Source organism: Streptomyces sp. NPDC025793 (assembly GCF_055558375.1).
Map to the genome: position 1 here is coordinate 147,844 of NZ_JBVHMR010000002.1, position 20,820 is coordinate 168,663.

Sequence of the window (20,820 nt, forward strand, 5' to 3'; positions counted from 1 at the left end):
ATGCGTCACCGGAAGGGGATTGGCCGGTTTCCCCCACAGGTCCAGGGGGCATCCACACCGTGGCGTGGGGCGAAGGAGGTCTCGGGGGTGGCGTTGGTGGTGGCACAGGAGGTGCCCACGTCGTCGAGCATGGCCGTACCCCATGGCCCTGCGGGCGTGGGGAAGGCGAGGCACCGGATGCGCGCGCAGCTGCGCAGCGGTGGCGTGTCGGAGCCGGTCATCGACGACGCCGTACTGATCCTTTCGGAACTGCTCAGCAACGCCTGCAGACACGGGCGGCCCCTCGGTGACGCACCGGCCGGTGACGGCGACGTGCGTGCCGCGTGGCGCGTCGATCCGCGCGGGCGGCTCACCGTCGAGGTGACGGACGGCGGCGGTCCGACCCGCCCGGCACCGGCCACGCCGTCGGTGACGGCGCACGGCGGCCGCGGGCTCAACATCATCACGGCCCTCGCCGACGACTGGGGCGTACGGGACGGCATCCGGGGCGAGGTGACGGTCTGGGTGGTGGTCCACGAGGACGTCCACGATCCCGATGCCGGGTGCCGGCGCGGCGGTTTCGCTACGCGCGTCACGGCCCCCGTACTCACCGGCATGGACATGGAGATGGCCGGCCTGGACTTCGCGGACGCCTTCGACGATCTGGACTGAGCCGCGCACCGGATCCGGCCCGTCAGGTCCCTTTGGCCCTCCGCAGGTTCACACCACTGGCGTCGAGCGCGCGTGCGTTGTCCACAGGTTCCCGTCGGCGATGGCCGAAGAGGCTAGGCTCGCGCCCGTACGAGAAGAGCCGTAACCGGGAGACACCCACGATGGCCAAGAAGCGACCCCAGACGAAGGCCAAGCCACAGATCACGGACGGAGAGATCCCGGTTGTCGGCGCCCGCGAGCCCTGCCCCTGCGGCAGCGGCCGGCGCTACAAGGCGTGCCACGGCCGGGCCGCCGCGCACGCGGTGACCGAGCTGGTGCACCGCCCCTTCGAGGGCCTCGCGGGCGAGGGCGACTGGGTCGCGCTGCGCGAGCTGGTCCCGGCCGCGACGGTCGAGCTGACCCTCAAGGACGGCCTGCCCGAGGGCGTTCCGTCCGTCACGCTCGCCACGGTACTGCCGATGGCCTGGCCGGCGCTGCGCCGCGACGACGGCTCGATCCTGCTCGGCCTGCAGAACGACACGGCGTCCGGCGACATCAGCCGCGACCTCGCGGACACGCTCCTGCGGGCGCTCGAAGCGCAGCCGGGCACGCCCGTGCAGGGCCGCCGCGCCCCCGCCGAGGGCCCCCGGCTCCAGGACCTGCTCGACGCCGACGCGCCGTTCGAGCCGGTCGTGCACAGCGGCTTCGAGTTCTGGGTGCCGGACGCGGAGAACGCCGCCCCGGACGTGGCCGCCTCCCTGGAGCGGGCCAACGCCGCCGCGATCCCGACGGCGAAGCTGTCCGGCGTGGACGCGGCGTACTGGTGCGAGACACCGGAGAAGAACCATCTGCGGTGGGTGATGCCGCATCCCGAGGAGCAGCTTCTGGACGCTCTCGCGCGACTGCACGCCGCGGGGCGCTCCAGCCTGGGCGAGGGCACCCGGCTCGTGGGCTCCTTCCGTGCTCACGGGCTCACGGTGCCGGTCTGGGACCTGCCGAGCGGGATGTCGGCCGAGGACGTGGAGAAGCCGGCCGCCGAGTTCGCCGAGCGGCTCGCCGCCGCCCTCGCCACCGCCGAACCGCTCACGGCGGACGAGCGCCGGGCCCGCGGCGGTCTGACCAACCGGCAGGTCACGCTCAGCTGAGGCCCCCCTCGCGGGCGTCACGGCTGACTGGTCGGTCAGCCGTGGCGACGACCTCCGGCGCGGGTGACTCCTGTCACAACTCGCCGTCGCAGCAGGGGAATCGGTGGCCGAATGCCCCAGCCGGAATTTGCGAACCGGCGATCTCTTGTTACCGTTCCCGTATCCCGGTTGCTGGTGCATCCCCCGTCGCCAGCAACCGGGTCTTTCCATGCCCGCATGTTCCCGGCCGCTCCGTCCGCATACGGCGGACGTTCCACAGCCGGGCGTCAACTCGCCGTCGGATCCCCGGAGTCGGCCGCGGCGTCGCCCGTGGACCCGTCCCCGGAGTTCGCCGGATCGCTGCCCGAGCGCAGCAGCAGGCCACCGTCGGCCCCGTGCTTCGCGAACTCGGTGACGGCCGTGTAGGCGTCCGCTCCGCCCCGGCTGGGCTCACGGGGTGTCTCGCAGGTGGCGGGCTCGTCGTCGGCGCCGGTGACACAGCGCATCTCGATACTGTGGCCGCCCGGGCCCATCAGGCTCAGCACGGAGTCGAGCGACGTGCCGGTGGCGTTGCGGTAGTAGGTGCGCGCCCAGGTCTCCGCTCCCTGGGTCAGCACACAGGTCTGCGCCTCGATGCCGTCGGGCGAGGTGAGCGCGGGGCCGCAGCGGGCGGCGGTGGCGAGGCCGAGCCCCAGCAGCCGGGGAGAGACATCGGAGGAGGGGACCTTGGCGTCGCCGTCCCCTCCCGCGCGCCCGGACCCGCCCGCACGCCCGTTCCCGGAGCGTCGCAGGGCGTCGTCCTGTCCCGGCACCGGCGGGTGCCCGGCGTCCTGTGACCGGTCACGCGCCGCGTGGTGGGCCTTCTCGCCCACCTGCCCGGCGGACGCCACGGCCAGCGGCAGCGCGACCGCGGCCGTCACGACGCCCATGAGGGCGAGCAGACGGAGGGTGTGCGGGTCCGGCCGGCCGCGCTGTGGCGGGCGGCGTCGGTGTTCCCCGGATGGTCGGTTTCCCCCGGATGGTCGGTTTCCCCCGGAAATTGGCAGCATGTGCGGAAGATAACGAGCGAGCGCGGCCCGACCACCGCACCCGCGCCGACAGCCCTACAACTCGGGCGCGCTCACACCCGTACGAGTGAGGGCGTCGACCACGGCGTCGACCACCGCCTCCACATCGGGCACCCAGGGTGCGGCCGAGCCGGGCAGCGGAGCGCGCTCCCAGCGGACGGCGCCCTCGCCGGTCTCGGACGGGGGCAGGGCGAGATAGCCGCCCTCGCCGTGGAAGCGCAGGGAGCCGGGGACGAAGTCCTTGGCGTAGAGCAGCTCGCCCAGCTGCTCCATGGAGTACGGCTTGACCAGCAGCGCCCAACGGGTGGGCGAGGCGATCACCGGGCCGAGGCGCATGCCCCGGCGGTCGAGCAGGGCGAGCGCGTGCGCGGCGGCGAGCGCCGGCAGGCTCACCCCGCAGGGAGCCCTGCCCCCGGTCGCGAGGACGATCGGGGCGCTCGGCCGGTTGGTCCACCACCAGCGCACCATGCGAACGTCGGTGGTGGCCGCGAGCAGGCCGGGGTCGAAGGGGTGCGCTCCGGGCACTGTGCACTCAGGGTCGGGGCAGCCGCAGCGGGCCCGCCCCCGCGGAACCGGGGCCACACCCGGGAGTACCGGCCACTGCCACTCGGTCGCGAAGGTCAGGGCCGCGTCGATCAGCTCAGGTCCCCCGCCGTTCCGCCTGGACAGGAGCCTGCGTCGCCTTCCGAGGATCTCGCGCATGAGCGCTCGTTCCTTTCCGTTGCACCGCTGGCAACACCGTGGTCCACATCACACCATGTGTCGATCACTTCACTGTGCGTACCTATTGGCGCATCACACCCCCGCGCACGGCAGGGGGATCCCCAAGGGGTCGAGCATGGGCCGCGTCCGTAGTGCGTCGGTCAAAAAGCACGGCTGCGGCGTGAGGGGTGGCGAAGTATGGCGTTTTTGCCGTCGCGCGTATTTCTCTCCGCCTCCGCCACGGAGGATGGGGCTCGGCCGTCGGTGGCTATGACGCCCGGGTCCGTCGCCAGGTTCCGGGTAGCCCCCAACCACCCCTGGCCTTCTCCGAGTACGTACCCATCACGACCGCTGTGACGCTCTGTGGAGCAAGGCCAGTCGACCGCAATGAACCGATACCCGAGGCAGTTTTCAGCCAACTTGGCAGTAAGGCAAGGGGTTCGGGGGAAACCTCGTCCGACTCATGGACACCAGGAATCCCCGCAGGACAATGCTGGACATCCCCTCACGAGTGCGTGTACATGTGGAGACACTGCTAGCGGCGCAGAATGACATGGGGGTTTGCGATGCTTCTGAGCAATACGCACCGGTCTGGAAGCCGGACACCATGAGTGCCCCGCACCCTCCGAAAGTGGCTGGAATCGATTCAACGGTTCCGACGCCCACACACACTGTCGCGCCCGCTCCCCCCGCCCCGGACGCCCCCTCCTCCACGGACGCCGCTTCCGTCACCGCGCCCGACTCCCCCGCCCCAGGCGCCCCCGCCCCCGGCGCCCTCCTCCAGGACCGGCTGGCCGGCTGGGTCTCGGACCTCACCACCCTGCACGAACTCACCGAGCGCATGTCCCGCACGGACCGGCTGGAACCCGCCCTGCACGAGCTGCTGCGCGCCGGATCGACCCTCGTCGGCGCCCGCCGCGGCCTCGTCGTCCTGGAGCCCGCCGACGGGCTCGGCCCGCACACCACCCTCGGCCTCGGCCTCGGCCGCGCCGACCTCGGCCACATCGAGACCGTCCCGCGCGGCGCCCTGCCCTACGACACCGGCGCGGGCACCGAGATCGCCCACCCCGACCTGCTCGCCGAGGACGGCCTCGACCCCCGCCACCGCGAGGTCGCCGCCCGCCTCGGCTACGCCGCCAGCTACGCCCTGCCCCTCGCCGGCGAGTCCGCCGGCCGCCTCGGCGCCGCCGTCTGGCTCTACGACGAACCCGCCGAGCCCGACGAGCGCCGGCGCCACCTGACCGGCCTCTACGTCCGGCACGCCACCGAGCACCTGGCCCGGCTGCTGGAGGTGGAGCGCGCACGCGCGCGCGTGGCGACCATCACCGCGGAACTGCTGCCCGCCCGGCTGCCCCGCGTGCCCGGCGTCCAGCTCGCCGCCCGGCACCGCACCGGCCCGCGCGGCGGCGGCGACTGGTACGACGCGCTGCCGCTGCCCGACGCCGCCCTCGGCCTGTCCGTCGGCTCGGTCACCGGCTCCGGCCCGAGCGCGGTCGCCGCCATGGGCCGGCTGCGCGCCTCCCTGCGCGCGTACGCCGTGATGGAGGGCGAGGACCCCGTCGCCGTCCTGTCCGACCTGGAGCTGCTGCTGCGGCTGACCGAGCCCGCCCGCTCGGCCACCGCCCTGTTCGCCTACTGCGAGCCCGCCCTGCGCAAGGTCACCCTGGCCGGCGCCGGACACAGCCCGCCGCTGCTCATCGGCCGGCGGCGCACCGAGTTCGCCGAGACCTCCGTCTCCGCCCCGCTCGGCATGCTCGCCTGCTGGGAGGCGCCCAGCGTGGAGATCCAGGCCGAGCCCGGAGAGACGGTCCTGCTCTACACCGACGGGCTGCTGCACCGTACCGGCGACCCCATGGACCGCGCCTTCGCCCGGCTGCACACGGCCGCAGCGAGCATCCCGCGCGCGCTGCGCCACGACCCCGACGCGGTCGCCGACCACGTCCTGCGCACCGCCTTGCCGGACGGCCTGGACGCGGCCGACAGCGAGGAGGACGTGGTCCTGCTGGCGGCCCGCTTCGACTGAGCGTCCGGAATGCATGACCGGGCATAACAGGTCATCCGACCCTGGTCCGTCCGCGGTACGACCGTACGATGATGGAGGCCCCCGCTCGGAGACGATCGCGAGCGACGTGGGCCGCCGGGGGAGATCACACGCCGTACCGAGGAGGATCACGTGTCCGACGAGCTCAACCCGGAGACCCCGGAAGAAGCGTCCGAGGAGCCCATCAAGCAGCGGAAGAACGGCCTGTACCCGGGCGTCTCCGACGAGCTGGCCGAGAACATGCAGTCCGGCTGGGCCGACACGGAGCTGCGTGACCTGAAGCCGATCCCGCAGGCCGCCGAGACCGCGCGCCGCCGCGCCGCGCTCTCCGCCCGCTTCCCGGGCGAGCGTCTGGTGATCCCGGCGGGCAACCTGAAGACCCGCTCGAACGACACCGAGTACTCCTTCCGCTCGTCCGTCGAGTACGCGTACCTCACCGGCAACCAGACCGAGGACGGCGTCCTGGTCCTGGAGCCCACTGCCGAGGGCCACCGGGAGACGATCTACCTCCTGCCCCGCTCGAACCGCGAGAACGGCGAGTTCTGGCTCTCCGGCCAGGGCGAGCTGTGGGTCGGCCGCCGCCACTCCCTCACCGAGTCCGAGGCGCTCTACGGCATCCCGGCCGCCGACGTGCGCGAGCTGGCCGACACGCTCCGCGCGGCCACCGGCCCGGTGCGTGTCGTGCGCGGCTACGACGCCGGCATCGAGGCGGCCCTGACCGACAAGGTCACCGCCGAGCGCGACGAGGAGCTGCGCGTCTTCCTCTCCGAGGCCCGGCTGGTCAAGGACGAGTTCGAGATCGGCGAGCTCCAGAAGGCCGTCGACTCGACCGTCCGCGGCTTCGAGGACGTCGTCAGGGTCCTGGACAAGGCGCAGGCCACCTCGGAGCGCTACATCGAGGGCACGTTCTTCCTCCGCGCGCGCGTGGAGGGCAACGACGTCGGCTACGGCTCCATCTGCGCCGCCGGCCCGCACGCCTGCACCCTGCACTGGGTCCGCAACGACGGCCCGGTCCGCTCGGGCGACCTGCTCCTGCTCGACGCCGGCGTGGAGACCCACACCCTCTACACCGCCGACGTCACGCGCACGCTGCCCGTCGACGGCACGTACAACGAGATCCAGAAGAAGATCTACGACGCCGTCTACGAGGCCCAGGAGGCCGGTATCGCGGCCGTGCAGCCGGGCGCCAAGTACCGCGACTTCCACGACGCCGCCCAGCGCGTGCTCACCGAGAGGCTCGTCGAGTGGGGCCTGGTCGAGGGCCCGGTCGAGCGCGTCCTGGAGCTGGGCCTGCAGCGCCGCTGGACCCTGCACGGCACCGGCCACATGCTCGGCATGGACGTCCACGACTGCGCCGCCGCGCGCACCGAGACGTACGTGGAGGGTGTGCTGGAGCCGGGCATGGTGCTGACGGTCGAGCCGGGCCTGTACTTCCAGGCCGACGACCTGACGGTGCCGGAGGAGTACCGGGGCATCGGCGTCCGCATCGAGGACGACATCCTCGTGACCGAGGACGGCAACCGAAACCTTTCGGCCGGGCTGCCGCGCCGGTCCGACGAGGTCGAGGCGTGGATGGCCTCGCTGAAGGGCTGATCTGCGTTTCAATGGCCGGGTGCCGGGGAGGCGCCCGGCCATCGGCATGCCTAGGGGGAGGGTATTCGTGGACGACTTCTGGTCCGGTGCGGGTGTGGACCTGCATCTTGAGACCGACGCGGGGGACGGCCGTCGGATCGGGCTGGAGCGGGCACTCAGGGACGCCGTCCGGGACGGACGGCTCGCGCCCGGGACCCGGCTGCCGGCCACCCGGCGCCTCGCGGCCGACCTCGGAGTCTCCCGGGGCACGGCGAAGGCGGCGTACGACCAGCTGGTGGCGGAGGGCTATCTGACGGCGCGGCAGGGCTCGGGCACCCGGGTCGCCGCGCTGCCGCCCGCCCTGGACGCCACGGGCCCGCAGGCCGCCGCACACACGCGTGCGCCGCGTTTCGACCTGCGCCCGGGCAGCCCGGACGTCGGCGCGTTCCCGGCCGCGGCCTGGCTGCGCGCGCTGCGCCGCGCCATCGCGACGGCACCCTCCCTGGCGTACGACTACGGCGACCCGCGCGGCCGCGTCGAACTGCGCACGGCCCTGTCGGGTTACCTGGGCCGGGCCCGCGGCGTCGTCGCGCCCCCGGAACGGATCGTCATCACCTCCGGGTACGTCCAGGGCCTCGCGCTCCTCACGCGTGTGCTGGACGGCGCCACCGTCGCCATGGAGGACCCCGGGCTGCCGTTCCACCGGGAAGTGGTGCGGCGCAATGGCGGGACCGTGCGCCCGGTGCCGGTGGACGCGCGCGGGGTGCGGCCCGGGGAGCTGGGCGAGGCGGCCGCCGTGGTGGTCACCCCGGCGCACCAGTACCCGACCGGGGTCACCCTGCACCCCGAGCGGCGGCGGGCGCTCGGCGACTGGGCACGCGCGCGTGGCGGGCTGATCGTCGAGGACGACTACGACGGCGAGTTCCGCTACGACCGCCAGCCGGTCGGCGCGCTCCAGGGCATGGCGCCGGGCCAGGTGGTCTACCTGGGCACCGCCTCCAAGACCCTCGGCCCCGCACTCCGCCTCGGCTGGATGGTGCTGCCCGCGCACCTGGTCGACGCGGTCGCCGACGCCAAGCTGCACAGCGACCACCACACCGAGACCATCGGCCAGCTCGCACTCGCCGAGCTGATCGACAGCCACGCCTACGACCGGCACGTGCGCGCGTGCCGACTGCGCTACCGGCGCCGCCGCGACCAGCTGCTGGACCGGCTGGGGTCGGGCCGGGGCGTGCGCGGGATCGCGGCCGGACTGCACGCCCTGATCGACGTGCCCGACGAGGCCGAGGCCCTCGCCCGCGCGCAGGCGCAGGGCCTGGCACTCGGCGTCCTGGGTGACCACTGGCACACCCCCGGCGCCCCCGCCGACCGCCCCCAGGGCCTGGTCGTCGGCTATGGCACACCCCGGGAACGGGCGTATCCGGAGGCGTTGGAGGCGCTGGCGAAGGTGCTGGACGGCTGACGGGCGGCTACGGCGCGCCCATCCGTCACGCCGTCAGCAGTGACGGGTCCTTCGTCCACTTGAGGATCTTGTCGAAGCTGACCACCGTCCCGCCCCGGCCCGGCTTGGCGCCGATGTGCACGTGATCGGCCAGCTCCCGGATCAGACACAGCCCGCGGCCGTGCTCGGCGTCCGCGCGGGCGGGCCGGATGTCCTGGGTGCGGCTGAGTCCCGGGCCGAACCCCGGGCCGAACCCCGGCCCCGAATCGGCCACTTCGATACGGCACTTCTCGCCGTCGAGGTACGCCGTCACCCGGTACGCCTCCACCGAGCCGTCCCGGGATCTGTCCCCGCCGTGCTCGACCGCGTTCGCGCAGGCCTCGCTCAGGGCGACTGACAGGTCGTAGGAGATCTCGGGGTCGACGCCCGCCGTCTCCATGGTGCCGATCAGCAACCGCCGGGCGAGCGGCACGCTCGCTGCTTCGCGACGCAGATGGAGTGACCACCAGATGCTCATGCTCCAGCCTCCTGGCCGCGGCTCGACATACCGATACCTATTGCCGCCCATAGGGGGCCGTAAGCACATCGTTGACGTGACACCGCCCATACAGCCGATGCGCGTCGGGAGGAATCGGTGTATGAGGGACGGCCGGGGCGCGCTGCCGCGGGCCGGCTCCCGCGTCCTGCCTCCGGCCGACTCCCGCGCCCTGCCGTAGGAAGCCGATAAGGGCAGTGCGATGATGAGGCCGCCATGACTGCCCCCCACGCGCGCACGGCGCACCCCGGAGCAGGGCTCCGGATCCTGCGGGCCGCGGTGTTCGCCGCGGTCTGTGTCGTGCTGGCCGCGTGCGGACACGCCCTGGCCTCCTGTGCGAGTGTGCCGCTGTGGACGCTCGGGGCCGGGTTCCTGGGCTGTCTGCTGGTGGTGGTGCCGCTCGCCGGGCGGGCCCGCTCACTGCCAGGCATCGCCGCGCTGCTCGCGCTCGGCCAGACCGCGCTGCACGCGCTGTTCGGGCTGGGCCAGCACGGGGCCGCGATGGCCTCCGGCGGCATGGTGATGACCACCCCGGGGGCGTCCGGCGCGCCGGGTTCGTCGCTCAGCGACACCGCACTCGTCGAGAACGCCGCCCGGCTGCTGTGCGGCTCGAACGCCGCCGCGCTCACCCCCGGGCACGCCTTCCACCTGCTGCTCGACGCGCGCCTCATCGACCGCGCCGGCCGGCCCGTCGCCGCCCTGCACGTCCTGTCCGGCGCGCACGGTGCCACCGGCTCCGCCGCGGGGCTGCTGCCGTCGCTGCCGATGCTGCTCGGCCACGTCCTCGCGGCCGTCGCCGCCGGCTGGCTGCTGCGCCGGGGTGATCTGGCCCTGGTGCGGCTGATCGAGCTGTCGGCGCACGGGGTCGCCGAGGGAGCGCTCGTACGGTCCCTGCGCGCGGCGCTCGCGCTGGCGTGCGCCCTGTGTGCCGGGCTGCTGCCCGCCGCCGATCCCTTCCCACGCGGCCGTCGTACCGCCCGGGACGAGGCACCCGCCCCGCACACCACCGCACTCCGGCACGCGGTGATCCGGCGCGGCCCGCCCGCCACCGCCTTCCTCCTCGCCGCCTGACGCGACGCGCGCACTCCGCCCCGGTTCCGACCGGGAACGCGGTTCCGACCGTGAAGAGGCCGCCGTCGCGCGGCACGCACGCGTGCCCACGCGTACCTCTCTTCGTCACCGGAACTCTCACCAGTGGAGTGCTCCTGCCATGCAGGCTTCTCGCATCGCCTCTCGGGTCACCGCCGCCACCGCCGTCGCGGGCACGGCCGTCCTCGCCCTGTCCGCCCCCGCCTTCGCGCACGTCTCCGTGCAGCCGGAGGGCGCCGCGGCCAAGGGCGGCTACGCGGTCGTCGACTTCAAGGTCCCCAACGAACGCGACAACGCCTCGACCACCAAGGTCGAGGTCACCTTCCCCACGGACCACCCGCTCGCCTCGGTCATGCCCGAGCCGATCGCCGGATGGAACGTGAAGGTCACCAAGACCAAGCTGGCCAAGCCGCTGACCATGCACGGCGAGAAGATCGACGAGGCCGTCTCCCAGGTCACCTGGACCGCCGCCGACGGCAAGGGCATCCAGCCCGGCTACTTCCAGAAGTTCCCGCTCTCCCTCGGCGCCCTGCCGGACAACACCGACCAGCTCGTGTTCAAGGCGCTCCAGACCTACTCCGACAAGGAAGTGGTGCGCTGGATCGAGGTGCCGCAGGCGGGCCAGGACGAGCCGGAGAACCCGGCCCCCGTCCTCCAGCTGTCCGCCGCGACCGACGGCCACGGCGGCTCGGCGAACGCCAAGGACACCTCCGACAAGACCGGGACCGCGGCCTCCGCCACGGACTCCGGCGCGCACGACACCGACACCACCGCGCGCGTGCTCGGCATCATCGGCATCGTCGTCGGCGCCGCGGGCGTGGCCTACGGCGTCTTCGCGGGCCGCCGCCGGACCGCCTAGCCCCCTCCTTCCGGAGCGCGCACCGGGGCCGTACGGCAGGTTCGTACGGCCCGCCCGCAGGACCCGCCCGTCCGGCCCCGGTGCGCACCGGAGTTCTTACATCTGGGACATTTCTCTATGCGCAAGAAGACGTTCGCAGCGGCCGTGCTGCTCGCCGCCACCGCCGGCCTGGCCCTCTCCGCGTGCGGCAGCGGCGACGACAAGTCGCCGGTCACCGCGGTCTCGCAGGAGTCCGACTCCGGCAAGCCCGCCACCGTGCTCGACCAGCCCTTCGCCAAGCCGGACATGGTCCTCACGGACACGCACGGCAAGAAGTACGACCTCCGCAAGGAGACCCAGGGCCACCCGACCCTGGTCTACTTCGGCTACACGCACTGCCCCGATATCTGCCCGACGACGATGAGCAACATCGCCGTCGCCAAGAAGGCGCTGCCCAAGGCCGAGCAGGACGACCTCCGGGTCGTGTTCGTGACCACCGACCCCGGTCGCGACACCCCCACCGAACTGGGCAAGTGGCTCAAGGGCATCGACCCCCAGTTCATCGGCCTGACCGGCGACTTCGCCACCATCCAGGCCGGCGCCCGCTCCCTCGGCATCTCCGTGGAGCCGACGACGAAGGACAAGAACGGCAAGCTCGTCTCCGTCCACGGCACCCAGGTCATGGCGTTCTCGCCGAAGACGAACGGCGGTTACGTCCTCTACGGCGAGGACGCCACCGTCGACGACTACACCAAGGACCTGCCCAAGCTCGTCAAGGGAGCCAATCCGTGAACCGTCCCGTGACGCGCCGCTCCGCCCTGGTGAGCACGGCCGCCGCCCTCGCCGGTGCGCTGGCCCTCGCCGGCTGCTCGGACTCCGGGTCCGGCTCCGGATCCGGCTCTTCGAAGCCCGAACTGTCGGTGAGCGGGCCGTACATGCCGCAGCCCGTCGCCGCCGACATGGCGGCCGGCTTTCTGACGATCACCAACAAGGGCGGCGCCAAGGAGGAGCTGACCTCGGTGACGAGCGAGGTCGCCGGCCAGGTCACCATGCACAGCACCACCGGCGGCACCATGCGGGAGCAGACCTCCTTCGCCATACCCGCCCACGGTCAACTCGTGTTCAAAAGCGGTGGCAACCATCTGATGTTCGAGAAGCTGAAGCGCCGGCCGAAGCAGGGCCAGACGGTCACCGTGAAGCTCACCTTCGCCACGTCCGGGCCCCTCACCGTCGAGATGCCGGTGAGGTCCGCCACGTACAACCCGGCGACCGGCCACTGAGGGAGGGACCACCTTGACGCGGACCATCACCCCCAAGGGGAGGAGCGGCGCCCTGCGCAGCCTGGTGCTGCTGCTGTTCGCCGTCGCCGGCGTGCTGCTCGCGGGCGCCGCCCCGGCCTCCGCCCACGCCGCGCTGACCGGCAGCGACCCGGCGCAGGGGGTGGTGGTCAAGCAGGCACCCGGCCAGGTGGCGCTCACCTTCTCCGAGAAGGTGGCGATGAACGACGACTCCCTGCGCGTCCTCGACCCCCGCGGCAAGCCGGTGCAGACCGGCAGGCCCGCCAACCTGAGCGGGACGACGTACGCCGTCAAGCTCAGGAGCGGGCTGGGCAAGGGCACCTACACGGTCACCTACCAGGTCGTCTCGGCCGACAGCCACCCCGTCTCCGGCGCCTACACCTTCTCCGTCGGGGCGCCCTCGCCGACGGTCGTCAGCGGCACCGGACCGACCGCTGGCGGCGGCACCGTGGGCGCGCTCTACGCGATCGGGCGGTACGCGTCGTACGCCGGCTTCATCGTGCTCGCGGGCGGCGCCGCCTTCGTGCTCGCCTGCTGGCAGCGCGGCGCGGGCGTACGGCCCGTGCAGCGCCTGGTCGTCGGCGGCTGGCTCACGCTCACCGCGGCCACCCTGTGGCTGCTGCTCCTGCGCGGCGCGTACACCACCAGCGGGAAGTTCGCCGACGTCTTCGACCTCGGGCTGCTCGGGCCGGTGCTCCAGACGAAGACCGGCGCCGCCCTGGTCTCCCGGCTGTTGCTGCTCGCGGCCGCAGCGCTCTTCATCGCCGTCCTCTTCGGCGCCTACACCCGCCCGTCTCCCACCACCCTGCCCGACGGCGCTTCGCGCCGACTGCCCGATTCAAGGGAAGCGGGCCAGGAGAAACGCGATCTGACCTTCGGGCTGGCGATCGGCGGAGTGGTCGTGGCGGCCGGGCTCGCGACCAGTTGGGCCATGGCCGAGCACGCCTCGGTCGGCCTCCAGCCGGGCATCGCCATGCCCGTCGACGTCCTCCATCTGCTCGCCGTCGCCGCCTGGCTGGGCGGGCTCACCGCGCTGCTGGTCGCCCTGTACCGGGCGCCCGCCGAGACACCGGTCGAGGCCGCCGCCGTCCGCCGCTACTCCCGGCTCGCCTTCTGCTCCGTCGTCACGCTCGCCGCCACCGGCACCTATCAGTCCTGGCGTCAGCTCGGCTCCTGGTCCGCCTTCACCGACACCCGGTACGGCCAGCTGCTGCTGGTCAAGATCGGTCTGGTGGCCGTGATGGTCGCCATCGCGTCGGTGTCGCGGCGCTGGACCCGGCGGCTCGCCGGCGTCACCGTCGCGGGTGCGCAGACCGAGGCGGAGGAGGCGGCCGCCGACGAGGCGGAGAAGGCGACGGAGGCCGAGAAGGAGCGGGTGACGACCGGCGCGGCCAAGCAGTCCGCTGACAAGAGCGCCGCTAAGGGCACCGGCAAGGGCAGGACGAGCGGCAACCCGCAGCGGGCCGAGCAACTCGCCCGGCAGCGGGCCGCCATGGCCGCCGCCCGGCAGAAGCGGCTGCGCGACGGCGACGCCCACCGCTCCGGACTGCGCCGCTCGGTGCTCGCCGAGGCGGGCGTCGCGGTCGTGCTGCTCGCCGTGACCACCTGGCTGACCCAGACCGAGCCCGGCCGCACCGAGCTGGAGGCCAAGGCCGCCACCTCCTCCTCGGCCGGTGCCGCCACCGCGCCCACGAACGGCGCGCTGACCCTGGACATGCCCTTCGACACCGGCGGCACCAACGGCAAGGGCGTCGTCAGCATCGACCTCGACCCTGCGGGCGTGGGCGCGAACGAGATGCATCTCTATGTCCAGAACCCCAGCGGCAAGCCCTTCGACCTCCCTGAGGTGAAGGTCGAATTCACCCTTGAGGCGAAGAAGATCGGCCCCCTTCCCGTGACCCCCGAGCACATCACCACCGGCCACTGGTCGGCGAGCGGAGTGCAGATCCCCCTGGCCGGCGACTGGAAGATCGCCGTCACCGTGCGGACCTCCGACATCGACCAGGTGACCGTCTCCAAGAACGCGCAGATCGGCTGAAGCACACCATGACCGACCAGTCCGTCCCGCAGGCCCGCACCTCCGCCGAGGTGCCGCAGACCCCCGAGTCCGCACGCGGCCGCGGTGTCTCCCGGCGCGCGCTGCTCGGCACCGCCGGCGCCACCGGGCTCGTGCTCGGCGCGGCCGGCGGGGCCGTGGGCTACGCCACCGCGCCCGCCTCGGCCACCCCGCTCACCTCGGTGGGCTCCGACCGGGCGATGTTTCACGGGAAACATCAGCCCGGCATCACCGAGGGCCTCCAGGCGCGCGGTCATCTCGTCGCCTTCGACCTGGCGGCGGGCGCCGGCCGCAAGGAGGCGGCGGCCCTGCTGCGCCGCTGGTCGGCGACGGCCGAGCGGCTGATGGCGGGCGAGGCCGCGCCGCACGACGACACCGGCGTGGCCCGCGACGCCGGCCCCTCCTCGCTGACGATCACCTTCGGGTTCGGGTACGGCTTCTTCGGGAAGACCGGCCTGGACAAGCAGCGGCCGGGCGCGCTGGACCCGCTGCCGGACTTCTCCTCGGACCACCTGGACAAGGCACGCAGCGACGGCGACCTGTGGGTGCAGATCGGCGCGAACGACGCCCTGGTCGCCTTCCACGCCCTGCGCGCGATCCAGAAGGACACGGGCGGCGCGGCCCGGCTGCGCTGGCAGATGAACGGCTTCAACCGCAGCCCGGGCGCCACCGCGCACCCCATGACGGCCCGCAACCTCATGGGCCAGCTCGACGGCACCCGCAACCCGAAGCCGTCCGACTCCGACTTCGACCGGCGGATCTTCGTGCCCGCCTCGGGCGAGCCCGCCTGGATGGCGAACGGCTCCTACGCCGTCGTACGCCGTATCCGGATGCTTCTGGACGACTGGGAGAAGCTGTCGGTGGCCGCCCAGGAGCAGGTCATCGGGCGTCGCAAGGCCAACGGGGCGGCGCTGTCCGGGGGCGACGAGACGACCCCGATGGACCTGGAGAAGACCGACTCCCAGGGCAATTACGTCGTCCCGCTCAACGCGCACGCGCGGATCACCCGGCCCGACAAGAACGGCGGCGCGGCCATCCTGCGGCGCCCGTTCTCGTACCACGACGGCTTCGACGCGGACGGCACGCCCGACGCCGGTCTGCTCTTCGTGTGCTGGCAGGCGGACCCGCTGCGCGGCTTCGTCCCGGTGCAGCGCAAGCTCGACCGGGGCGACGCGCTGTCAGCGTTCATCCGGCACGAGGCGAGCGGCCTGTTCGCGGTGCCGGGCGGTGCGGCGCAGGGCGAGTACGTGGGGCAGCGGCTGCTGGAAGGCTAGCCCGGGACCGGGTCGGTCCGGAATGCGGTCGGCCCGGAACCCGGTCGGTCCGGGATGCGGCGAGGTTACGGGGTTTACCGGTTTTACTGGGCTTTCCGGGTTCAAACCATCCGGTCGAGTGGCTCTCGTGAGACCGCCGGGCCGGGGCGGCCTGCGGCCATTAGGGTGAGGGACATGCCAGCGAGCTATGCGTATCTCGGCCCCGAGGGCACCTTCACCGAAGTCGCCCTGCGGACACTCCCGGAAGCGGCCACCCGGGAGCTGACCCCGTACGTGTCGGTGCAGTCCGCGCTGGACGCGGTGCGGGCGGGCGAGGCCGAGGCCGCGTTCGTGCCGATCGAGAACTCCGTCGAGGGCGGCATCACCACCACCCTGGACGAGCTCGTCGCGGGCGAACCGCTGACCATCTACCGCGAGGTGCTGCTCTCGATCACCTTCGCCCTGCTGGTCCGGCCCGGCACGAAGCTCACCGACATCAAGACCGTCTCCGCCCACCCGGCGGCCCAGCCGCAGGTGCGCAACTGGCTGCGCACACACCTCCCGGACGCGGTCTGGGAGTCGGCCGCCTCCAACGCGGACGCCGCCCGCCTGGTCCAGGAGGGCCGCTACGACGCCGCGTTCGCGGGCGAGTTCGCCGCCGCCCGGTACGGACTTCAGGCCCTGGAGACCGGGATCCACGACGCGGAGAACGCGCAGACCCGGTTCGTACTGGTCGGCCGCCCGGCCCGGCCCGCCGCACCGACCGGTGCCGACAAGACCTCGGTGGTGCTGTGGCAGCGCGACGACCACCCCGGGGGCCTGCGGGACCTGCTCGGCGAGTTCGCCTCGCGCGGGATCAACCTCATGCTGCTCCAGTCCCGGCCGACCGGCGCCGGGATCGGCAACTACTGCTTCTGCATCGACGCCGAAGGCCATATCTCCGACCGGCGGATGGCGGAGGCGCTGATGGGGCTGAAGCGGATCTGCCTCCAGGTGCGTTTCCTGGGCTCCTACCCGCGCGCGGACATCGCGCCGGCCGGGGCCCGGCCGACGCCGGCATGGGCCTCGGACGAGGAGTTCATGGCCGCTTCGGACTGGGTGGCGCGCTGCCAGGACGGCCGGTTCTGATCGGGCCGCAGGACCGGTCGTCACTCGCTTCGCGCCAGTCCTACCTGCACATCATCGTTATCCACAGAAGTTATCCACAGGTCCGCTTCTCGACCTGGGGACAAGTCGACACGAGTGCATGAGTCGGTCGACAAATCGTCCCTCACGCCCCCGATGCGGCCATCGACCCGCACCTCACCCTTCGTCCACCCGTTTCCTTTGATTCATCTTTTGGAGCGACCGCTTTCCACTCGAAAGTGGGTGTCACCCAGGTTTGTCCTGGGAATTCTTCACTCGGCCGCGAAGTTCCGGAGTGATCAATTCCGAAGTCCACAGGCATTCCACACAGCCTGTGGATAACTCTCGGCAGGGTGTGGATTCCTGTGGACAGCGGGGCCGCGAAGTCCCGTTCTCCACAAGGGAATCCGGTCAACCCGGCGCCGAAAGCATGCCTCGTCCCAGGGAGTGAGACACTTTCCCTTGACTTGTTCCGACACGTTCCGCAATTCGTCCATAACGGAACGTAAGTGACCAATAGTGGCGCATCGGAACTCCACGGAATAGTGATTCGTGAGCGGCGAGCCCGCACCGGTAGCCTTGGCCTCGTGATTGACCTTCGCCTGCTTCGTGAGGACCCCGACCGTGTGCGCGCGTCCCAGCGCGCCCGTGGAGAGGATGTCGCGCTCGTCGACTCCCTCCTGTCTGCCGACGAGCGGCGCAGGTCCTCCGGCGTCCGCTTCGACGAGCTGCGTGCCGAGCAGAAGCAGCTCGGCAAGCTGATCCCCAAGGCCACCGGCGACGAGAAGGCCGAGCTGCTGAAGAAGGCCGGCCAGCTCGCCGCCGACGTCAAGGCCGCCGACGCCGACCGCGACGCGGCCGACGCCGAGACCCAGGAGCTGCTCCTCCGGCTGGGCAACCTCGTCCACCCCGACGTGCCCGTCGGCGGCGAGGAGGACTTCGTCACGCTGGAGACGCACGGCACGATCCGCGACTTCGGTGCCGAGGGCTTCGAGCCCAAGGACCACCTGGAGCTGGGCCAGCTGCTCGGCGCCATCGACGTCGAGCGCGGCGCCAAGGTCTCCGGCTCCCGCTTCTACTTCCTCACCGGTGTCGGCGCCCTGCTGGAGCTGGCCCTGGTGAACGCGGCGATGGCCCAGGCCACGGCCGCGGGCTTCACCCCCATGCTCGTCCCGGCCCTCGTCCGCCCCCAGTCCATGGCGGGCACCGGCTTCCTCGGCCAGGCGGCCCAGGACGTCTACCACCTCGACAAGGACGACCTGTACCTGGTCGGCACCTCCGAGGTCGCCCTCGCGGCGTACCACATGGACGAGATCATCGACGCCGACAGGCTGCCGCTGCGGTACGCGGGCTTCTCGCCCTGCTTCCGCCGCGAGGCCGGCTCGCACGGCAAGGACACCCGGGGCATCTTCCGGGTGCACCAGTTCGACAAGGTCGAGATGTTCTCGTACGTCGACCCCGAGGACTCCCAGGGCGAGCACCAGCGCCTGCTGGAGTGGGAGAAGCAGTGGCTGACCTCGCTGGAGCTGCCGTTCCGCGTGATCGACGTCGCCTCCGCCGACCTCGGCTCCTCGGCCGCCCGTAAGTACGACTGCGAGGCGTGGATCCCGACCCAGGGCAAGTACCGCGAGCTGACCTCGACCTCGGACTGCACCGAGTTCCAGTCCCGTCGGCTGTCGATCCGTATGCGTGACGGCAAGCAGGTCAAGCCGCTCGCCACGCTCAACGGCACGCTGTGCGCCGTACCGCGCACGATCGTGGCGATCCTGGAGAACCACCAGCTGGCCGACGGCTCCGTCCGGGTCCCCGAGGTGCTGCGCCCCTACCTGGGCGGCCGCGAGGTCCTGGAGCCGGTCGCGCAGTGACGGGCTTTCCGTACCGGCTGATCGCGACCGACCTCGACGGAACGCTCCTGCGCTCCGACGAGTCGGTCGCGCAACGCACCCGGGACGCGCTCGCCGCGGCCACCGCGGCGGGCGCGGCCCACATCGTCGTCACCGGCCGCGCCGTCCCCTGGACCCGGCACATCCTGGACGACCTCGGCTACGACGGCCTCGCCGTCTGCGGCCAGGGCGCACAGGTCTACGACGCCGGCGCGCACCGCCTGCTGACCTCGGTCACCCTGGACCGCCAGCTGGCGGGGGTCGCCCTGGCCAAGATCGAGGCCGAGGTGGGCCCGCTGTATCTGGCGGCGAGCCGGGACGGGTTGGACGGCGACGTGCTGGTCGGGCCCGGCTACGCGGTCACGGGCACGCTGCCCGCGATCCCCTTGACGGACGCGTCCGACCTCTGGACGGCCCCGCTGAACAAGATCTACATACAGCACCCGACGCTGTCCGACGACGACCTGGCGGAGGCGGCCGAGCGCGCGGCCGGCGGCTTCGTCACCGTGGCCATGGCGGGCGAGGGCATCGTCGAACTGCTCCCGCTCGGCCTCTCCAAGGCCACGGGCCTGTCCCTGGCGGCCCGCCGCCTGGGCCTGAAGGCCGCGGACACGATCGCCTTCGGCGACATGCCCAACGACATCCCGATGTTCGCCTGGGCCGCCCGGGGCGTGGCCATGGCCAACGCCCACGGGGCGCTGCGCGAGGTGGCCGACGAGGTGACCACGTCCAACGAGGACGACGGGATCGCGGTGGTGCTGGAGCGGTTGCTGGGCTGAGGGCCGGGGAGGCGGCCGCGCGGCCAACCGCTGTGGGCCGTCGTTCCGCAGGGCGGAACGGGTGGGCACAGCCTGCAGCGCGGGGCGCCGACATGACCAACCCCTGCTGAAGACCGGCCGTACCACAGCGGCAGCGCCTCGCGGCCGCCCCGGACAGCTCCTGTGGCTCCACGGCGGGGTAACTACACCGGAGCCGGCCTCGGGCTGTCCTGTCGGGAGCTGGGCGTACTGCCGTGCATGGGCATCGCCCACCTCCACTCCCGGATCAGGGCGCCGGGACGTTCCCGGCGGATGGGGCACAGCCACTCTGCCCCGCAGCCCGGTTGAGCGCCACCGAATTACCGGCGGCGCCACCTGCGGCGCCGGGCCTTGCCGAAGAACCAGCCCGCCGGTGGCTCGTCGGAGCGCCACGGCTGCGGCTCAGGCGCCTCGGCACGCCAGCGGGCGGCGAGCATACGGGCCCGCGCGGACGGCTCGGAGGTCTCGGCACCGCGTATGAAGGCCTCGTCCAGGACCAGTTCGTCCAGTCCGTCCCCGGCGTCGCCCCCGGACCGTCCGCGCCCGTCGTGCTCCGGTATCTCCTCCGTCACCGAGACCTCCTCGCCATGCATCCGCTTTGCTCAGTTTGCCCGGACCGGTGTGAAGCCCCCGTCAAGCCGCCGGAGGCCTACTCCTCGCCCGCGAGCTTCAGCGCCCGCAGCTTCTGGCCGGCGTACCAGGTGGCCAGCACGGTGACCGCCACCAGCAGCACCATGGCCGTCGGCAGGCCCACGGTGGAGGTCACGAGGTCCCCGCCGGCGACCTTGTGGGCGACGGCCAGCGACCACTGCTGGACGCTGAGCGTGCGCGCGCCGGGCACCAGGGAGCCGAACAGCGCCTCCCAGACCAGTGCGTAGACGAGCCCGAAGACCACGGCGTGCCGGGAGACCGTGCCGAGCAGCAGGAACAGCGCCGAGTAGGCGATGGACGAGACCAGCGCGGCGACCGTGTAGGCGACGGCGATCTGCTGGCCGTTGCCGTTGAGGATCAGGCCCGCGATCAGGGTCGGCAGCGCCGAGAAGACCATGGTCACGGCGATGGCGACGATCAGCTTGGTGAAGATGATCGTGGGCCGCTTCAGCGGCTTGGCCAGCAGGTAGACGACGGAGCCGTCGTCGATCTCCGGGCCGATCGCGCCCGTGCCCGCGATGACGCCGATGATCGGCACCATCGTGGCGATCGCGAAGCCGCCGAGGACGTCGGCCGCGGTCTGGTCGTCGGCGCCGGTCAGGGCCCGCACGGCCACGGCGAGGACGATCAGCAGCACCGGCAGCGCGCCGAGGATGAGGGCCCGGCGACGGCCGAGCAAGGCCCGGTAGGTGAGCCGGGCGACAGTGGGGTCGTACAT

General features: G+C 72.5%; 19 protein-coding genes. 14 read left to right on the forward strand and 5 right to left on the reverse strand.

Annotation, left to right across the window (positions count from 1 at the left end; all coding sequences use genetic code 11):
* Nucleotides 1–651: an ATP-binding protein gene (locus tag ACZ4MF_RS04495; protein WP_467489717.1), complete on the forward strand. Its 651-nt coding sequence runs from the start codon at nt 1–3 to the stop codon at nt 649–651.
* 161 nt (nt 652–812) lie between these two features.
* Nucleotides 813–1,775: a DUF5926 family protein gene (locus ACZ4MF_RS04500; protein WP_467489719.1), complete on the forward strand. Its 963-nt coding sequence runs from the start codon at nt 813–815 to the stop codon at nt 1,773–1,775.
* Between the two features lie 266 nt (nt 1,776–2,041).
* Here ACZ4MF_RS04500 and ACZ4MF_RS04505 read toward each other — a convergent pair whose 3' ends face one another.
* Together ACZ4MF_RS04505 and ACZ4MF_RS04510 are read right to left on the reverse strand one after the other, a co-directional pair.
* A complete protein-coding gene (locus tag ACZ4MF_RS04505; RefSeq protein ID WP_467489721.1) occupies nt 2,042–2,683 on the reverse strand; it encodes a hypothetical protein in 642 nt (213 codons plus the stop codon).
* A 174-nt stretch (nt 2,684–2,857) separates the two neighbouring features.
* A complete protein-coding gene (locus ACZ4MF_RS04510) occupies nt 2,858–3,523 on the reverse strand; it encodes a bifunctional DNA primase/polymerase (RefSeq protein WP_467489723.1) in 666 nt (221 codons plus the stop codon).
* A gap of 490 nt (nt 3,524–4,013) precedes the next feature.
* On the opposite strand from ACZ4MF_RS04510, the gene ACZ4MF_RS04515 reads away from it, so the two are divergent.
* The 3 genes from ACZ4MF_RS04515 (at nt 4,014) to pdxR (ending at nt 8,598) form a co-directional block, all read left to right on the forward strand.
* The gene (locus ACZ4MF_RS04515; protein ID WP_467490644.1) at nt 4,014–5,546 is read left to right on the forward strand and encodes a PP2C family protein-serine/threonine phosphatase; all 1,533 of its coding nucleotides are present in this window, start codon (nt 4,014–4,016) and stop codon (nt 5,544–5,546) included.
* 150 nt (nt 5,547–5,696) lie between these two features.
* Nucleotides 5,697–7,157, forward strand: a complete 1,461-nt coding sequence (locus tag ACZ4MF_RS04520; protein ID WP_467489725.1) for an aminopeptidase P family protein — start codon at nt 5,697–5,699, stop codon at nt 7,155–7,157.
* A gap of 67 nt (nt 7,158–7,224) precedes the next feature.
* Complete coding sequence (gene pdxR / locus ACZ4MF_RS04525; protein ID WP_467489727.1) at nt 7,225–8,598, forward strand: MocR-like pyridoxine biosynthesis transcription factor PdxR; 1,374 nt, start codon at nt 7,225–7,227, stop codon at nt 8,596–8,598.
* Between the two features lie 25 nt (nt 8,599–8,623).
* On the opposite strand, the gene ACZ4MF_RS04530 is transcribed toward pdxR, so the two are convergent.
* Nucleotides 8,624–9,094 (reverse strand): ATP-binding protein, encoded by a 471-nt coding sequence (locus tag ACZ4MF_RS04530; RefSeq protein ID WP_467489729.1) that lies wholly within the window; start codon nt 9,092–9,094, stop codon nt 8,624–8,626.
* Between the two features lie 234 nt (nt 9,095–9,328).
* On the opposite strand from ACZ4MF_RS04530, the gene ACZ4MF_RS04535 reads away from it, so the two are divergent.
* From ACZ4MF_RS04535 to ACZ4MF_RS04575, 9 genes are all read left to right on the forward strand, one after another.
* The gene (locus tag ACZ4MF_RS04535; RefSeq protein WP_467489731.1) at nt 9,329–10,183 is read left to right on the forward strand and encodes a hypothetical protein; all 855 of its coding nucleotides are present in this window, start codon (nt 9,329–9,331) and stop codon (nt 10,181–10,183) included.
* A gap of 139 nt (nt 10,184–10,322) precedes the next feature.
* Nucleotides 10,323–11,060 carry a YcnI family copper-binding membrane protein gene (locus tag ACZ4MF_RS04540; RefSeq protein ID WP_467489733.1) on the forward strand — a complete coding sequence of 246 codons (738 nt, stop codon included), beginning with the start codon at nt 10,323–10,325 and terminating at the stop codon, nt 11,058–11,060.
* Nucleotides 11,061–11,177: 117 nt separating this feature from the next.
* Nucleotides 11,178–11,831, forward strand: a complete 654-nt coding sequence (locus ACZ4MF_RS04545) for an SCO family protein (protein ID WP_467489735.1) — start codon at nt 11,178–11,180, stop codon at nt 11,829–11,831.
* Nucleotides 11,828–12,319: a copper chaperone PCu(A)C gene (locus tag ACZ4MF_RS04550; protein WP_467489737.1), complete on the forward strand. Its 492-nt coding sequence runs from the start codon at nt 11,828–11,830 to the stop codon at nt 12,317–12,319. The genes ACZ4MF_RS04545 and ACZ4MF_RS04550 overlap by 4 nt, the downstream gene beginning before the upstream one ends.
* 13 nt (nt 12,320–12,332) lie before the next feature.
* On the forward strand, nt 12,333–14,375 hold the full coding sequence (locus ACZ4MF_RS04555) for a copper resistance CopC/CopD family protein (protein WP_467489738.1): 2,043 nt from the start codon (nt 12,333–12,335) through the stop codon (nt 14,373–14,375).
* Nucleotides 14,376–14,383: 8 nt separating this feature from the next.
* Nucleotides 14,384–15,667: an iron uptake transporter deferrochelatase/peroxidase subunit gene (gene efeB / locus ACZ4MF_RS04560; protein WP_467489740.1), complete on the forward strand. Its 1,284-nt coding sequence runs from the start codon at nt 14,384–14,386 to the stop codon at nt 15,665–15,667.
* Nucleotides 15,668–15,841: 174 nt separating this feature from the next.
* Entirely contained in the window at nt 15,842–16,774 is a 933-nt protein-coding gene (pheA, locus tag ACZ4MF_RS04565) for a prephenate dehydratase (protein WP_356032365.1), read from the forward strand.
* Between the two features lie 584 nt (nt 16,775–17,358).
* Entirely contained in the window at nt 17,359–18,636 is a 1,278-nt protein-coding gene (serS, locus tag ACZ4MF_RS04570) for a serine--tRNA ligase (RefSeq protein WP_467489742.1), read from the forward strand.
* On the forward strand, nt 18,633–19,433 hold the full coding sequence (locus ACZ4MF_RS04575; protein WP_467489744.1) for an HAD family hydrolase: 801 nt from the start codon (nt 18,633–18,635) through the stop codon (nt 19,431–19,433). The genes serS and ACZ4MF_RS04575 overlap by 4 nt, the downstream gene beginning before the upstream one ends.
* A 338-nt stretch (nt 19,434–19,771) precedes the next feature.
* Here the strand turns inward: ACZ4MF_RS04575 and ACZ4MF_RS04580 are convergent, their stop codons facing one another.
* The gene (locus ACZ4MF_RS04580; protein ID WP_467489746.1) at nt 19,772–20,023 is read right to left on the reverse strand and encodes an SGM_3592 family protein; all 252 of its coding nucleotides are present in this window, start codon (nt 20,021–20,023) and stop codon (nt 19,772–19,774) included.
* 77 nt (nt 20,024–20,100) lie between these two features.
* On the reverse strand, nt 20,101–20,820 hold the full coding sequence (locus tag ACZ4MF_RS04585; RefSeq protein WP_356032373.1) for an ABC transporter permease: 720 nt from the start codon (nt 20,818–20,820) through the stop codon (nt 20,101–20,103).

Coding starts and splice junctions, on each gene's coding strand:
- ACZ4MF_RS04495 (WP_467489717.1), top strand. CDS start 1: ATGCGTCACCGGAAGGGGATTGGCCGGTTTCCCCCACAGGTCCAGGGG.
- ACZ4MF_RS04500 (WP_467489719.1), top strand. CDS start 813: ATGGCCAAGAAGCGACCCCAGACGAAGGCCAAGCCACAGATCACGGAC.
- ACZ4MF_RS04505 (WP_467489721.1), bottom strand. CDS start 2,683: ATGGGCGTCGTGACGGCCGCGGTCGCGCTGCCGCTGGCCGTGGCGTCC.
- ACZ4MF_RS04510 (WP_467489723.1), bottom strand. CDS start 3,523: ATGCGCGAGATCCTCGGAAGGCGACGCAGGCTCCTGTCCAGGCGGAAC.
- ACZ4MF_RS04515 (WP_467490644.1), top strand. CDS start 4,014: ATGCTGGACATCCCCTCACGAGTGCGTGTACATGTGGAGACACTGCTA.
- ACZ4MF_RS04530 (WP_467489729.1), bottom strand. CDS start 9,094: ATGAGCATCTGGTGGTCACTCCATCTGCGTCGCGAAGCAGCGAGCGTG.
- ACZ4MF_RS04535 (WP_467489731.1), top strand. CDS start 9,329: ATGACTGCCCCCCACGCGCGCACGGCGCACCCCGGAGCAGGGCTCCGG.
- ACZ4MF_RS04540 (WP_467489733.1), top strand. CDS start 10,323: ATGCAGGCTTCTCGCATCGCCTCTCGGGTCACCGCCGCCACCGCCGTC.
- ACZ4MF_RS04545 (WP_467489735.1), top strand. CDS start 11,178: ATGCGCAAGAAGACGTTCGCAGCGGCCGTGCTGCTCGCCGCCACCGCC.
- efeB (WP_467489740.1), top strand. CDS start 14,384: ATGACCGACCAGTCCGTCCCGCAGGCCCGCACCTCCGCCGAGGTGCCG.
- pheA (WP_356032365.1), top strand. CDS start 15,842: ATGCCAGCGAGCTATGCGTATCTCGGCCCCGAGGGCACCTTCACCGAA.
- ACZ4MF_RS04585 (WP_356032373.1), bottom strand. CDS start 20,820: ATGTACGACCCCACTGTCGCCCGGCTCACCTACCGGGCCTTGCTCGGC.